The organism is Sulfurimonas sp. NW15, assembly GCF_051132285.1.
GTDB classification, from domain to species: domain Bacteria; phylum Campylobacterota; class Campylobacteria; order Campylobacterales; family Sulfurimonadaceae; genus Sulfurimonas; species Sulfurimonas hydrogeniphila.
The window spans coordinates 1,662,464-1,677,445 of record NZ_CP093237.1; the positions used below are offsets into that span (position 1 = coordinate 1,662,464).

The 14,982-nt window shown below is 38.8% G+C and carries 9 protein-coding genes and 6 tRNA genes; 6 read left to right on the forward strand and 9 right to left on the reverse strand.

Features of this window, described 5'->3' with window-relative positions; genetic code table 11:
• Positions 1-23: 23 nt before the first annotated feature.
• The 7 genes from MLC52_RS08530 to MLC52_RS08560 form a co-directional block, all read right to left on the reverse strand.
• Positions 24-100: transfer RNA gene (locus MLC52_RS08530), tRNA-Asp, on the reverse strand.
• A 253-nt stretch (positions 101-353) separates the two neighbouring features.
• Positions 354-429 (reverse strand) — tRNA-Val (locus MLC52_RS08535).
• A gap of 28 nt (positions 430-457) precedes the next feature.
• Positions 458-533, reverse strand: a tRNA-Glu gene (locus tag MLC52_RS08540).
• 32 nt (positions 534-565) lie between these two features.
• Positions 566-642, reverse strand: a tRNA-Asp gene (locus tag MLC52_RS08545).
• A 254-nt stretch (positions 643-896) separates the two neighbouring features.
• A tRNA-Val gene (locus MLC52_RS08550) sits at positions 897-972 on the reverse strand.
• 15 nt (positions 973-987) lie between these two features.
• Positions 988-1,063 (reverse strand) — tRNA-Lys (locus MLC52_RS08555).
• A 74-nt stretch (positions 1,064-1,137) separates the two neighbouring features.
• Positions 1,138-2,226, reverse strand: coding sequence for a CinA family protein (locus MLC52_RS08560; protein WP_434580040.1), 1,089 nt, complete (start codon positions 2,224-2,226; stop codon positions 1,138-1,140).
• A gap of 114 nt (positions 2,227-2,340) precedes the next feature.
• Between MLC52_RS08560 and ileS the strand changes: the two genes are divergently transcribed.
• The 6 genes from ileS (at position 2,341) to MLC52_RS08590 (ending at position 11,530) form a co-directional block, all read left to right on the forward strand.
• On the forward strand, positions 2,341-5,109 hold the full coding sequence (gene ileS / locus MLC52_RS08565; RefSeq protein ID WP_346388996.1) for an isoleucine--tRNA ligase: 2,769 nt from the start codon (positions 2,341-2,343) through the stop codon (positions 5,107-5,109).
• A gap of 108 nt (positions 5,110-5,217) precedes the next feature.
• Positions 5,218-6,558 carry an Asp-tRNA(Asn)/Glu-tRNA(Gln) amidotransferase subunit GatA gene (gatA, locus tag MLC52_RS08570; RefSeq protein WP_418640520.1) on the forward strand — a complete coding sequence of 447 codons (1,341 nt, stop codon included), beginning with the start codon at positions 5,218-5,220 and terminating at the stop codon, positions 6,556-6,558.
• A gap of 51 nt (positions 6,559-6,609) precedes the next feature.
• Entirely contained in the window at positions 6,610-7,017 is a 408-nt protein-coding gene (locus tag MLC52_RS08575; protein WP_193150172.1) for a hypothetical protein, read from the forward strand.
• A gap of 84 nt (positions 7,018-7,101) precedes the next feature.
• Positions 7,102-7,452 (forward strand): hypothetical protein, encoded by a 351-nt coding sequence (locus tag MLC52_RS08580; RefSeq protein WP_230973306.1) that lies wholly within the window; start codon positions 7,102-7,104, stop codon positions 7,450-7,452.
• Between the two features lie 65 nt (positions 7,453-7,517).
• Positions 7,518-8,963 (forward strand): IMP dehydrogenase, encoded by a 1,446-nt coding sequence (gene guaB, locus MLC52_RS08585; RefSeq protein ID WP_346388998.1) that lies wholly within the window; start codon positions 7,518-7,520, stop codon positions 8,961-8,963.
• Positions 8,964-9,043: 80 nt separating this feature from the next.
• Positions 9,044-11,530, forward strand: coding sequence for an EAL domain-containing protein (locus MLC52_RS08590; RefSeq protein WP_434580042.1), 2,487 nt, complete (start codon positions 9,044-9,046; stop codon positions 11,528-11,530).
• Here the strand turns inward: MLC52_RS08590 and MLC52_RS08595 are convergent.
• Both MLC52_RS08595 and MLC52_RS08600 read right to left on the reverse strand, forming a co-directional pair.
• On the reverse strand, positions 11,523-12,866 hold the full coding sequence (locus MLC52_RS08595) for a PepSY domain-containing protein (RefSeq protein WP_434580044.1): 1,344 nt from the start codon (positions 12,864-12,866) through the stop codon (positions 11,523-11,525). The two genes, MLC52_RS08590 and MLC52_RS08595, sit on opposite strands and share 8 nt — an antisense overlap.
• Positions 12,860-14,911, reverse strand: coding sequence for a TonB-dependent receptor (locus MLC52_RS08600; protein ID WP_434580046.1), 2,052 nt, complete (start codon positions 14,909-14,911; stop codon positions 12,860-12,862). Before MLC52_RS08600 ends, MLC52_RS08595 begins: the two co-directional genes overlap by 7 nt.
• Positions 14,912-14,982 lie beyond the last annotated feature (71 nt).

Consider the following 14,982-nt stretch of genomic DNA (forward strand, 5'->3'; position numbering starts at 1 on the left):
ATACTGAATGAATGAAAAGAGAATGGCGCGGTGGATGGGGCTCGAACCCACGACCCCCTGCGTGACAGGCAGGTATTCTAACCAACTGAACTACCACCGCAACCTAAAATTATGCTTTTTGCTTTACTCGGCGTTAGAACCTTTCGCTCAATCGTCACATAGTATAACTATGCTCCTCTTTCACTCTAGAACCTGCCTTGATTAAAACAAAAATCAAGAATTTTATAAAAAATTGTCACATTTTCTTTTTTAAAGAAAGAAAAAACTTGTTTTTTGCATTAGTTGTGCTTAAGTTTTTAGTGAAGCGTACTCAAGTACGTGAACTAAAAATTTGAGTGCAAATAATCAAAAAATGGTGGGCACTACTGGACTCGAACCAGTGACATCTACCTTGTAAGGGTAGCGCTCTACCAACTGAGCTAAGCGCCCAAAATTATGTTTCAAACACCAATTAAAATGGCGACCCCTAAAGGATTTGAACCTCTGTTACTACCATGAAGTGATAGTGTCCTTGGCCACTAGACGAAAGGGTCACTTTCTTCAATAACAAGGTTATTAAAACATATGGCGCGGTGGATGGGGCTCGAACCCACGACCCCCTGCGTGACAGGCAGGTATTCTAACCAACTGAACTACCACCGCAACCTAAAATTATGCTTTTTGCTTTACTCGGCGTTAGAACCTTTCGCTCAATCGTCACATAGTATAACTATGCTCCTCTTTCACTCTAGAACCTGCCTTGATTAAAACAAAAATCAAGAATTTTATAAAAAAATTGTCACATTTTCTTTTTTAAAGTAAGAAAAAACTTGTTTTTTGCATTAGTTGTGCTTAAGTTTTTAGTGAAGCGTACTCAAGTACGTGAACTAAAAATTTGAGTGCAAATAATCAAAAAATGGTGGGCACTACTGGACTCGAACCAGTGACATCTACCTTGTAAGGGTAGCGCTCTACCAACTGAGCTAAGCGCCCATTCAATAAAATAAATGGTGTCCTGTGATGGATTCGAACCATCGGCCACATCATTAAAAGTGACGTGCTCTACCAGCTGAGCTAACAAGACATTTGCCTCTTATTGTTAAGAGGTCGAAATTATAGACAAATAGATTTTAATTGTCAAGATATTTTCTCCTAAATTTAGAAAAAAGTCTCTTTATCAAGCAAAAGCAACATTTTTACTGCCATAAGGGCACTCTGTTCCTGCACATAATTCCTGTCACCGTGAAAATGCAGATGCTTCTCAGTGTGTTGCGTTTTACTTCGTACACCTATATACACCGTACCGACCGGTTTAAATTGTGTACCTCCTGTGTCTCCGGCGATTCCGCTTACTGCCAAAGCATAATCTGCTCCACTGACATTGAGTGCACCTTCACTCATTTCTCTGACAACTTCGGCACTGACTGCACCGTTTTCTTCAAGTATGTCATGATCAACCGCCAACCAGTTTTCTTTGAGTGTATTGGAATAAGTTACCAAGCCTCCCTCTAAAATTTTTGATGCGCCGTTGTGTTTTGTAAAAAAGTAACTGAGCAGTCCTCCTGTGCAACTCTCGGCAAATGTTATTTTTTTTCCTGAATGTGAAAGTTTTTCTATGATATACTCAATAATATTTGATGATGCAATAAGCTTTTTAGGCAACAGGTTTTTTGCTGCATGAATAAATTTGGTAATATCCCCGTACTTGTTACTCGTCACATCTACTCTGTGCCACCCTTGCACCTCCTGTGTTACATCAATATTGACTTCATATGTTTGTGCGATTGGAGTCAAAATTGTCACTATAGTGGATTTGTCTTCTTCAAATATATGTATGGTTGCCCGTATCTCTTCATTTTTCAAAAGCAATTCGGGCATTTTTTGTCCTTCATCCATCTGTACTACATTTATCAAAGAGCTTTGAAATTCCAAAAGATAGGAACGTTCCGCAAACAATGAAGCTTTCTGCGGTATGAGCATCCCCTCTTTTAAAATCTGATTATCACTGGTTGCAGTGCATATCACTTTTCCGACAGTTGAAAAGTTTTGTTTACATGTAACGATAATAACCCGGTTGGATGCATGGAGTTCTTCTTCAAGATAAAGAAAAAAGGAGTTGTCACTGTCCTTAAAATAAGTTATATTATCTATAAAACCACTGTTTTTTTCAATATCCCGCAAAATATATTCCTGTAACGATTTGTTATAAACAAATTTATTTCCAATGATTATCAGATGTGTTTTCATACTCTGTACAGCCTTGTTTGAAGAATTTTATTTGGCTTATTATAACACTTTTATTAGGTTTTAAACACTTAAAAGGTATACTGCAAAAATTTATAATAATATTTTGAGGTTTCAATGGACTACAAAGACACACTACTTTTACCAACAACTACGTTTGCCATGCGAGGCAACTTAATAAACAATGAACCGAAGCGTTATGCTGCATGGGACAAAAAGAAAGTTTATCATAAAATGAAGGCAAAACGTGCCGGTGCAAAACACTTCACCCTTCATGACGGTCCTCCCTATGCAAACGGGCATATTCACATAGGTCATGCACTCAATAAAATTCTCAAAGATATTATCATCAAAAACAACTATTTCAACGGTAAATCTGTCCGTTTTACTCCGGGCTGGGACTGTCACGGACTGCCGATTGAGCAGCAGGTTGAAAAAAAGCTTGGCGGAAAACAGAAAAAAGAGCAGCTTGAAACTGCCGAGATAAGAAAACTTTGCCGCGAACATGCTGCGAAGTTTGTAAACATTCAAAAAGAAGAGTTTAAGACACTTGGAATTATTGCTGACTGGGAAAAACCGTATGTGACAATGGACTACAGATTTGAAGCAAATATTTTCAGAACACTCTGCAGTGTTGCAAAAAAAGGTCTTTTGATTGAGCGCAGCAAACCTGTCTTTTGGTCATGGGCTGAACGAACTGCACTGGCAGAAGCCGAAGTTGAATATGAGGACAAAGAAGACTACTCGATTTTTGTAGCATTTGAACTCAGCAATGAAGCCAAAGAAAAACTCGGACTGGACAAAGAAACAAAAGCAGCACCGGTTATCTGGACGACTACACCATGGACAATTCCTGCAAATACGGGGATTTCGCTAAACCCTGAAGAAGAGTATGTTCTTACAACTGAGGGTTATATTGTTGCAAAAAAACTATTGAATGCTTTGGTTGAAGACGGCATTCTCAAAGGCGGTGTCGCCAAAACTTTTGATGCGACTCTGTTTGAAAACCTCAACGCCATCAACCCGCTCAATGGCAGAAATTCCCGTATTGTTTTAGGGGAGCATGTTTTAGTTGACAATGGTACAGGTTGTGTGCATACCGCTCCGGGTCACGGTGAAGATGACTACCGTGTCGGACTGAAATATGACCTTGAAGTTGTTATGCCTGTGGATGAAACAGGATGTTATGATGCAACTGTTGTGCGTGATGCTTTGATTCCGAATGCGCAGGATTTTGTAGGGCGTCACATCTTTAAATCAAATGAAGACATCATTGAGATGATGGGTGAGAACGTGTTACATGTAAGCAAATTTATGCACTCGTATCCGCATTGCTGGAGAAGTCATACACCGCTTATCTATCGTGCTACAAAACAATGGTTTATCTCTGTTGATGAAAAACCGCAAGACGAGGAGAAGACACTCAGAAACATTGCCCTTGATGAGATTGAAAAAACACTTTTCATACCGCAAACCGGAAAAAACCGTTTGACTTCTATGGTTGCGAATCGTCCTGACTGGTGTATTTCCCGCCAGCGCGACTGGGGTGTTCCTATTGCATTTTTCAGAGTAAAAGAGACTGGTGAAGTTTTACTTGATGAAAAGGTGCTCAACTTTGTAGCCATGATATTTGAAATGCAGGGAAGTGATGCCTGGTACTCTATGGACATCGCACAGCTTCTCTACCCGGGAAGCGGTTACAAGCCCGAAGAGCTTGAAAAAGTAACAGATATTTTGGATGTATGGTTTGATTCAGGTTCTACCTGGAATTCGGTACTGAAATCCCGTAATTATGATGCGGGAGACTACCCTGCTGACTTGTATGTCGAGGGGTCTGACCAACATCGCGGCTGGTTCCAGTCATCACTCTTTTTATCTTCTGCGGTTGAGCACAAAGCACCCTACAAAGGTGTATTGACGCATGGTTTCACAGTAGATGAAAAAGGTGAAAAGATGTCCAAGTCAAAAGGCAATGTCATCGCACCCGAGAAAGTTTTAAAAGAATACGGCAGTGAAATTTTACGCCTATGGGTTGCTTCATCAGACTATCAGGGTGATTTGAAAATTTCTCAGGGGATTTTAAAGCAGACTTCTGAAAACTATCGTAAACTGAGAAACACCTTTAGAATTATGCTTGCCAATATCAATGACCTCGAGAACCTGACACCATACGAAGATATGGGTGATTTGGATAAATGGATTTTAAATGTTGCACAAAACACGCTTGATGAAGTACATAAACATTTTAGTGAATATAACTTTGTCAACGGTATGAGCACACTCAACAACTTTATTGTTAACGAACTCAGCGGCATGTATATCGATATGACAAAAGACAATCTTTACTGTAATGCTAAAGATTCTACGAGAAGACGTGCAAGCCAAAGTGCAATGGCAATCATTACAAAAACACTGCTTTTGATTATGGCTCCTGTTATAACCTACACAGCAGATGAGATAGTAGACAATGCCCCTGCCATCATCAAAGGTGATGCCGAAGATATTTTTGACATGACCTATGAAAAAATTGAAGCCGGTGACATACCTTTTGATGCTGAGTATATGGTAAAAGCCCGTGAAGGTTTCGGCGCAGAAGTTGATAAACTCAAAAAAGAAAAAATCATCAAAAACACCCTTGAACTTGTCATTTACACAGAATCAAAAACTGTCCTTGAGATGAACAGTACCGATGCAGAAGACTGGTTTGTTGTTTCCGGAATTTTTGAAGACAAACCAGAAGAAGAGATTATAGCCAGCTTTAAAGTTGATGAAGACACCTTCAGCATCGCAAAAGCCACACTGCACAAATGTCCAAGATGCTGGAAATACCAGGCTGAAGCAGAGGAGTGCCTTTGTAAAAGATGCCAAAGCGTAGTCAATGATTAATTACAGTGAGCCCGTTAGTACAACATTTATCGGAACAACCATACTTGCTGTATTTGTTATGATTGGCATAGGTATTTTAGCTGTTAAAAAATTTAAAAAGGAAAGTTAGTGATTACATTAAAAGAAGCGCTTGCAATGAGCAAAGATGAACTTAATAAATTTAAAGATGAATTACAAACAAAAATAGAAGCAAACAAAGATTTAAATGCTTATATAGATGTAAATACTTTTGGTGAGGGCGTGCCTGTTGCCATTAAAGACAATATTCAGGTCAAAGAGTGGTCTGTTACTTCTGCTTCAAAAATTTTGCAAGGCTATATTGCGCCTTATAATGCCACTGTCATAGAAAAACTTTTAGCTGCCGGGCTCTCCCCTTTTGGTCGTACAAACATGGATGAATTTGCCATGGGTTCGACAACTGAGACAAGCTGCTACGGCAAAACACTTAACCCTGTCAATCCTGAACATGTTCCCGGTGGAAGTTCGGGAGGAAGTGCCGCTGCAGTTGGAGCGGGTTTGGCTATAGCTGCACTTGGCAGTGATACAGGCGGAAGTATTCGCCAACCCGCAGCGTATTGCGGTATCGTAGGCATGAAACCGACTTACGGAAGAGTCAGCCGTTACGGTTTGGGGGCTTATGCTTCAAGTCTGGATCAAATCGGACCGATGACACAAAATGTAGAAGATGCTGCTATTTTGTATGACATTATCAGTGGGAGTGATGTCAAAGATTCAACAAATGCCATGAGAGATGACAAAGTCAGTGACAATCTCAATCCTGAAAGAAAACTCACTATTGCCATTTTGCCAAAGTATATAGAAAATGCGAGTGATGATGTGAAAGAGGCTTACAGCAAAGCAGTTGAAGCACTCAAGGCACAGGGGCACACCATTGTTGAAAAAGAGATGATGGATGCAAAATATGACATTTCTGCATACTATGTGACGGCTACAGCAGAAGCAACAACCAATCTCGGGCGATATGACGGTATACGTTACGGCAACCGTGTTGAAGGTGCAAATTTAGAAGAGACCTACTACAAAACAAGAAGCGAAGGTTTTGGGGATGAAGTCAAGCGCCGTATCCTGCTTGGCAATTTTGTGCTCTCAAGCGGCTACTATGAAGCCTACTATGTAAAAGCACAAAAAACACGCCATTTGATAAAAGAGGAGTATGCAAAAATCTTTAACGATGTTGACTTGATTCTCTCTCCGGTTGCTCCGAATGTTGCTCCAAAATTCGGAGAACTTGCAAATCCGATGGAGATGTATCTGAGTGATATCTATACAATCAGTGTCAACCTTGCAGGTCTGCCTGCCCTTTCATTGCCAATAATGAAAAATGCAGCAGGGATGCCTGTCGGACTGCAGCTTATAGCAAACGCCTATGAAGAGCAGACACTCTTTGACGGTGCTATGAGCCTTGAAAAAGAGATTGCCTATAAATAATGTAATGACAATGAGATAATTTTTTGCTACTATTTTAAAAAAGGAAGTAAAATGGCATATTTTGACAATGTAAAAGTAAAAGACAAACTCTACGGCTTGGTTTTTGGCCGGGGAAAGGTTTCTCAGGTTTTTGAAGATTCTCATTACAAAATGATGGTAAAATTTAAAAACGGGCATGAGGTTCCCTATACAGAAGACGGTATACCAGGCTGGGGAAATTTCAAAAAACAGACGATTTTTTACAAAGATGATATAGATTTGACAGATGTTGATTTTGCCCCTGTCACAAAAGTATTGAGTCCTAAAAAAATCATTAAACTCCGGGAAAAGAAAAAGCTCGAAGTCAGACTGCCCTCGGGAATATGGACAAACTGTACAAAATGTGTAGCAAGTTATGTTGAAGATATGCTCGAATCTGAGAACTATCATCTCTTTAGAAAAACACCTAAAAAAGGATAAGTCATCACATATACAATCATTCATACCATACATATTTTTGCTGTTTTTATTTACGGAGGATTTCTCTTTACCGATAATCTTTTTATGGCAAAGATGAAACAGTCATTAACGGAAGAAGAACATAAAAAGGCACGTGAAGCCATTATGATACATGTACGAAAAGTTGTACCCAAGGCTCTTATTGTTGCTGTACTTTCGGGAATGTATCTTTTTTCACAGGTTTTTGGAAAAATTTCCCCTGATGGATTAAGCAGTTTTCAGATAGCTCTTTCAATCAAAGCCTTTTTAGGTCTTTGGCTTGGTTTTCGCGGTGTCAATCAGGTATTTTTCGGTATACAGCCATGGGTATTCAAGAGCCATATTTTCCCTTTTGTTCTTGTCGTTATTATCATTTTACTTTCCCAGTTTATGTTTTTAGATTTTACCTCTTTTTAACCACAAAAGAGGTATAATGCAAAAATTTCTAATAATTAATTTTATACTCTGCAAAAGGATACCCCATGAGAATTCGTAAACGCGCCCTGACATTTGAAGATGTACTTTTAGTACCACAGTATTCGGAAGTACTTCCTAAAGAGGTCTCACTTGAGACAAAACTCACTCGTAATATCACTCTTAAAATTCCTATGGTTTCGGCTGCTATGGATACAGTCACAGAATACCGTGCGGCTATTGCAATGGCAAGACTCGGAGGTATCGGAATTATTCATAAAAACATGGATGTCGAAACACAGTGCAAACAGGTCAAAAAAGTAAAAAAATCTGAAAGCGGCATTATCATTGATCCGATTTATGTCCACCCGGATGCTACTTTAGCGGATGCAGAAGCCTTGATGAAAGAGTTTAAAATCTCCGGTGTTCCTGTTGTAGACGGACATAACAAACTTCTTGGTATTTTAACAAACCGTGATATGCGATTTGAAAAAGATATGCGAAAACGTGCAGACGAAGTAATGACAAAAATGCCGCTCATTACTGCAAAAAAAGGAATCTCTCTGGATGAAGCCGCTGATATAATGCACCAACATAAAATAGAAAAACTCCCTATCATAGATGATGAAGGCTTTTTAAAAGGGCTCGTAACCATCAAAGATATCAAAAAACGCATAGAGTATCCAAACTCGAACAAAGATGCCTTCGGTCGTCTGATAGTTGGCGCGGCTATCGGTGTCGGTCAGATGGACAGAGCCAAAGCCCTTGTGGATGCCGGTGCGGATGTTCTTGTTCTGGATTCTGCACATGGTCATTCCAAAGGTATTTTAGATACTGTCAAAGCGATTAAAGAGTCTTTGGAAGTTGATGTAATTGCCGGGAACATTGCAACCAAAGAAGCGGTACTCGCACTTATAGAAGCAGGCGCCGATGCTGTAAAAGTGGGAATTGGTCCCGGTTCAATCTGTACAACACGTATCGTTGCCGGTGTCGGTGTACCACAAATTTCCGCCATAGATGAGTGTGCGGAAGTCGCCCGTCCCCACGGTGTGCCTGTTATCGCAGACGGAGGTATCAAATACTCCGGCGATATTGCAAAAGCACTTGCTGTCGGTGCAAGCTGTATTATGGCAGGTTCTCTTTTAGCGGGTACGGAAGAGTCTCCGGGTGAGACGATAATGTTTCAGGGACGTCAGTACAAATCATACCGCGGTATGGGCTCTATCGGGGCTATGCAAAAAGGAAGCAATGACAGATATTTCCAGGAAGGTACAGCCGCTGACAAACTTGTTCCCGAGGGAATTGAGGGACGTGTTCCCTTTCGTGGTTCAATCGCCGGAATTGTGCATCAGATGATGGGTGGATTACGCTCCGCTATGGGCTACTGCGGCAGTGAAAGCATTGAAGCTTTCTGGGACAAGGCAGAATTTGTTGAAATCACATCAGCAGGACTCAAAGAATCTCATGTCCATGATGTCATTATCACGCAAGAGGCACCGAACTATCACGTATAGTTAAATTTTTAAATACATACTTTAATGTTCAATCAATGTATTATAATATATAATAGATTATAACACTGAGGAATTAAAGTATGAACCTTCTGCAAGATGTAAGAGAGTACACAGATTTAAGAATTTTATATGTCGAGAACAGACTCTCGGTAAGAAACAAAATTCATTCTCTCCTGCAAAACCTTTCTTTACATGTAACGGTAAGTGATAATGTCAAAGAGGCGCTTTCTCTTTATAAAACATACTATTCCAAACACAGTAAATATTATGATATAGTTGTCCTTAGCCTGGATTTCACAAACTCCCAGGGCATAGAACTGGCAAAAGAGATTAAAAAACAGCATGAAAATCAGGTTATTGCCCTTATAACACAAAAAGGAAGCTCTCATTTTTTTCCGGAGGCTATCGGTTTAGGAATAGACAAATATATCAGTGAACCTCTTAAAAATACAGATGATACACTGCTTGCCCTACTGGAACTTGCAAAAAAATCTCTCCTTGTACAGGAGTTGGAAAATAAAGCATTTTTGTTACTGCAAAAAGAGAAAATGATTGATGAAAATATCTTTTTGACAGTTTCGGATATTCATGGAAATATAACAAATATTTCGCAGGCCTATTTGGATTTTACAGGCTACACAAAAGAAGAAATACTTGGCAAAAATCACAGTATTTTTAAAAACCATGATATCCACAGAGAAACCATAAAAAATTTGTGGGAGACTGTCTCTGCCAATAATACCTGGGAAGGTGATTTAAAAAATACAAAAAGTACAGGTGAAGAGTATTGGGTACATGCAGTTATTACACCTTTGCATGACAAAAGCAAAAACATCATCGGTTATACCTCTTTGTTAAAAGACATCACCTATCAAAAAAGACTGGAATATTTTTCTACTCTTGACCCGATTACCTCTTTATATAACAAACAATACTTTCATAACTACCTCAAAACAGAATACAAGCGTGCCATTTGGAAAGAGGAATTGTTTGCCCTCTTACTGATTAAAATCGATGATGAACCCATTGAAGATGAGACAATCCTGCAGGTATCTCATTTTTTACAAGAACTCAAAAACCCGCAAAATTCTGAATTATTTCGGATAGCACACAATGAATTTGCTCTGACTGTGCACAACAAAGAAGATGAATATATAAATGATACAGCAAAGAATATTCTTGAATTGAATACTCTAAAATCCTTACATCTTTCAGTAGGTGGCATTAATCTTGATACGTCAAAATTTTATCTTAACTGTGATGATTTATACAGCATAGCCGATGAAAACCTGCATAAAGCGCAAAAAAACACTGTGATGCTTGATGTCAACGAATATGCCATTAAAAATCTCAAAAGCCTGGATAGATTTACAAAACTTCCAAATCATACCGCACTGCATGAAGATCTTTCTCTGCTTAAAAAAGAGGCGATGCTGATAATTTTACATGTAAACCAGCTGAATGTGTTAAAAGACCTTTACGGCAATGCTGTTGTCCAGGATATCATTAGACAAAAAACCAGAGAACTGCATAATATAGTCCATGACGAAGAAGTGACCTTATATAATCTTAATTTGCAGGAATTCGCATTTTTAATTACAAATAAAAATCTTTTTGAGAAGTATTTACTTTTAATGCAGCACTCTTTACTGCTTCCGACTGAAGCAGAGGAAAATGAAAGCAATGAATCTGTAGTGGCTGACTTTACAGCAGGTATAGCCTACGGTATAGATACTGTTTTGGCACATGCAAACATTGCACTGCAAGAAGCACTTATTTCACAAAAAAAATACAAAATCTATAAAAACAGACAGTCCCTCAAAGATGAAAAAGCACAGAAAATTCAGAGACTTAAAGTCTATAAAACAGCACTTTACAACGGTGACATCATTCCGTATTTTCAACCTATTATAGAGGCAAAAAGCGGAAAAACTGTCAAATATGAAGCATTGGCAAGAATACAGACAAGCAGCGGTGAAATTATCTCGCCTTATTACTTTTTGGATGCGGCAAAAGAAGATAAAACATTTGAATTTTTTACACGACAGATGATGCAAAAAGTATTTAATGTCTATGCAAAAAACAATATTCAAATTTCTATCAATCTCAGTTATGAGAACCTCAACTCTGCCTCTATGCTTGATTATATAAAAAACCGTTTGGAAAAATACGGAGGGGAAAGAATTACATTTGAAATACTCGAATCAGAAGATATTGACGATTATGCTGTTGTCGAAGCCTTTATTTTATTTGTAAAAAAATACGGATGCAAAGTGGCTATTGACGATTTTGGTTCGGGCTATTCCAACTTTACAAATATTTTGAGACTGCATCTTGACTATATAAAACTCGATGGCTCACTGATAACACAGCTCAATAAAGATGAAAATATAAACAATATGGTACGGGGGATTATACAGTATGCCAAACAGGCTGATATTCGTACCGTTGCCGAATTTGTCAGCACAGAAGAACTGGCGCTGCTTGTCAAAGAGTTTGGAGTCGATTTTCTACAGGGTTATTACTATGGAGAACCGCAGGCTCCAAAGTACTATGGGCTCACTTAAAGAAAAGATACTTGAAATGCTTTCTTTTGTGTCTCCATCGTAGAAATCCGCTTACCAGCAGCAACAGTAAAGACAAAGCAGCTGCATCATTTACCCATATCCACCAGGAAGCGAAAAAACTGCCATCATGCAGTGTTAAAAGTACAGAGTAGAGTGTTGCCTCATGAAACTGTGGTAACTTTACACTCTTTTGCACAGGGCTGAAATATTCTACTCTGTTCTCTTTTTCTATAATGTCACGGAACATATGCGGTGCATTTTTTAAAATTTCAAAATGCTTTGCATCCAAAATACGGTTGGGGGCTCCCATTCCGCTGACATACAGGAGTTTTCCTCTTCGTATCATTCTGTACGCAAAACCTCTGTTTTCCAATTGCCATTTGTTTAAATCCCTACTTTTGTAGATACCGTAACGATTCCCTATTCTATACACTTTCCCGTCGTAGTCAACAGCCCAGATGTCAGCTTTTAGAGTATTGTATATTGGTGGTAAAACTTTATGTGGAATTGTCACAGATTTCATAAATTTTCCAAGTGCTGACGCATGATCTAAAAAAATTCCGGTTGTCAATAAAATAAAAAGAGGGAATATAGAAAAAATAACAAAAATATTTGCATGTGTTTTTATCATTTTTCTTGCAAACTGTGCCTTTTGTTTAGAGCGTATCAAATACCAAATGATATATCCGCTTATACTGAGCCATAATAAAACCAGTGCCCCGTAATCATTGAGAAAAAGAGAAAGGTCTTCGTCAAAAAGTCCTCTTGCATAGTGTAAATCCCGTATAAATCTTGAAAGTTTTATATCTTCTTGCAGTGCTTCTTTTGGCAGAAGTATTTCTGTGCTTGTTGTAACTTTTCTACTCTTTATATCTACTACATACACTCTCTCTTTCTCTTCAACCGCTACCAGTTTATTTTCATATAAGGCCAAGGAGCTTATATATCTGTTTTTAAGGACCAACGGTGTCAGTTTTTTAAAATCATAGCAGTATACGCCCTGCGATGTTGCTATGTACAGTGTGTGTTTCTGCTCCCTTATCGCATTACACTGCAGAGAACTGATTTTTTCAAAATGCTTTCCTGCATCCGTGCTTTTAAACAGACCCCGTTTACCGCCCGCTATAACAGTACCGGGGTTTTTTTTATCAATATAATACGCTTCAAAAAGCCTTTTGTCCGCCTCCATACTCTTTTGCGGCACACTCTTGAAAGTTATCGTATATAAAAAACTCCATTTGTCATGATCCAGTAAAAATCCCGTAAAAGCCAAAAGAGCCAATACTGCGGCAAAACTCAATCCGACAATTTTATGAAGTTTATAGATTTTTACCATTTATACTCTAAGCCCGCATAAAACTGTCTTGGATCACCGGGTGTATAGTCTTCTCTTCCGTAGGCATACCGAGCATTGACAGCATATCTTTTATCTGTAATATTGGTAATTTTGGCAAAAACTCTTACCCTCTTTGAGTAGTTATAATTCATTTTAACATTGCCGATACTGTATCCGTCATATTTCTCAACCGTATGTGCATCATCCATCCAATAGGAACCGACATATTGCCATTCGCCCTGCAGGGTAACTCCTTTGAGAGCGTCCGGCATATAAAAAAGACGTACATTTGCTATATTGTTCGGTGCTCCTGCCATTTCATTATCGCCAAGAACAGGATCATTGTCATAATTGTGTTTTGTATAGGTATATGCAACTGCCGTCTCCAGTTCCCGAGATATCTCCTCTTTGAGTGTCACTTCTACCCCTCTGTGTATAGAACTGCCACCATTGCGGTAACCGCCGGTATTTCTATCTCGTATGATGGTATCCTCTATAGTCATATAATAGACTGCCAATTCAAAAGATGTCTTTTTGGAAAAAGATTTTTTTAATCCTATCTCGTAGGTATTTGATGTTTCGGGATCAAGGTTTATCTGTTCGTATCCTGCCTTTACAGAATACAGACGTGTTGCCTGTGGAATTCTAAAACCGTTTGCATACCGTGCATAAAGATTTAAATCCTTCGCAGGAAAATAACTCAAAGCCAGTTTGGGACTTAGATAATTATAGCTGTCATCTCTGTCTGCAGGTCTGTAATATCTTCCCGAGGCGTCATAACTGTTATCTGCGAGTTTATTATCATAACTGTAACTGTTATAGTCATATCGCAAGCCGGCACTCACAATCAGGGCACTCCACAGTTTGTATTCTGTGTGGATGTAAGGGGCTATGGCAAAATAATTTACCGTATAATCATACAATGCCCCTGTAAGATAGGTAGCACCGCCCCATCCTGTCGTTGTAATATCAAAATCCTGATTGTATTTCAGAGAAGACTGTGTATATTCTGTATCAAAGCCAAAAACTATTTTCCCCCATTCTTTTTCATAAGTATTTCTCTGTTGCAGGCCAAAGGTATAAATTTCATTATCATTGCTTGGAAGATTTGTTTCCCAGGTTGCAACATATCTGTTTCTGTTGTAACGCAGATACGGAATCAGAGAAATTTCCAAATCATTATACCTGTAATTATTCAGTTCAACACTGACCCTCGCATAGTCAAACTTTCTCTCTACATCTGTTTTTTGCAAGGCTGTATAATAATTCGGATCATCACTTGCAGCCGTTGAGCCGTTTGTTATATTTGCATAGTTATTAAAGCTGTCAGCCTGTTGTGCCACAGTTTTAGAAAAATTTGCAATAATTTTTATATCATTATCGTCGTTCACTCTTTTGTCATAACGAAAATTGGACTCAACTCTGTCAGTTTTTGTATGCTCCCGCCAACCGTCACTGTGCATATAAGATATATTTGCACGATATCCGCTCTCTTTGTCTATAGCATCACTCACCTCCGCACTTCCAAGGCCGTATCCGTAGCTTCCGCCCATACCTTTGAGTAAAACAACCTTCTCTTTTGAAGGTTTTTTCAAGGATTGTACATCAATGGTGGCAGCAACGGCATCGGATCCATACAAAGCAGTTCCTGCTCCCTTTATCACTTCAACAGACGAAGCACTCTGAAATGTAGTATAGGCAAGCCCGTTATGATTGAAAAAACCGCTTGACTGCACAGGGATTCCGTCCTGCATAAAGAGATAATAGGGACCGGTATTCACAGGCATACGAATGGATGTCATATGTCCGATAACAGAACCGGTTTGTTCAATACGCACACCGGAAAGGGAGTTGAGCAGGTCTTTTTGAAATATAACCTGATCAAGCTCTATCTCCTTTTCCCCTTTCGTGCTTATACTCAGAGGCTGTTCTAAAACACTTTCTTTCACACCTGTTGCTATCACACTGACAGGACTGATTTCTACCACACTCTCTGCTGATGCCAACGATGCACACAAAGATAAAAACAAAATTTTTCTATTCATTACATTTCTCCCGCAAAATATGTAAAAGTGTATAGAAAAAGTGTTACATTAGTATTAAGTAAGATTTTTTA

What these genes read in the sequence shown, in the direction of transcription:
- MLC52_RS08560 (WP_434580040.1), bottom strand. Translation starts at nt 2,226, where the DNA reads ATGAAAACACATCTGATAATCATTGGAAATAAATTTGTTTATAACAAA.
- ileS (WP_346388996.1), top strand. Translation starts at nt 2,341, where the DNA reads ATGGACTACAAAGACACACTACTTTTACCAACAACTACGTTTGCCATG.
- MLC52_RS08575 (WP_193150172.1), top strand. Translation starts at nt 6,610, where the DNA reads ATGGCATATTTTGACAATGTAAAAGTAAAAGACAAACTCTACGGCTTG.
- MLC52_RS08580 (WP_230973306.1), top strand. Translation starts at nt 7,102, where the DNA reads ATGGCAAAGATGAAACAGTCATTAACGGAAGAAGAACATAAAAAGGCA.
- guaB (WP_346388998.1), top strand. Translation starts at nt 7,518, where the DNA reads ATGAGAATTCGTAAACGCGCCCTGACATTTGAAGATGTACTTTTAGTA.
- MLC52_RS08590 (WP_434580042.1), top strand. Translation starts at nt 9,044, where the DNA reads ATGAACCTTCTGCAAGATGTAAGAGAGTACACAGATTTAAGAATTTTA.
- MLC52_RS08595 (WP_434580044.1), bottom strand. Translation starts at nt 12,866, where the DNA reads ATGGTAAAAATCTATAAACTTCATAAAATTGTCGGATTGAGTTTTGCC.
- MLC52_RS08600 (WP_434580046.1), bottom strand. Translation starts at nt 14,911, where the DNA reads ATGAATAGAAAAATTTTGTTTTTATCTTTGTGTGCATCGTTGGCATCA.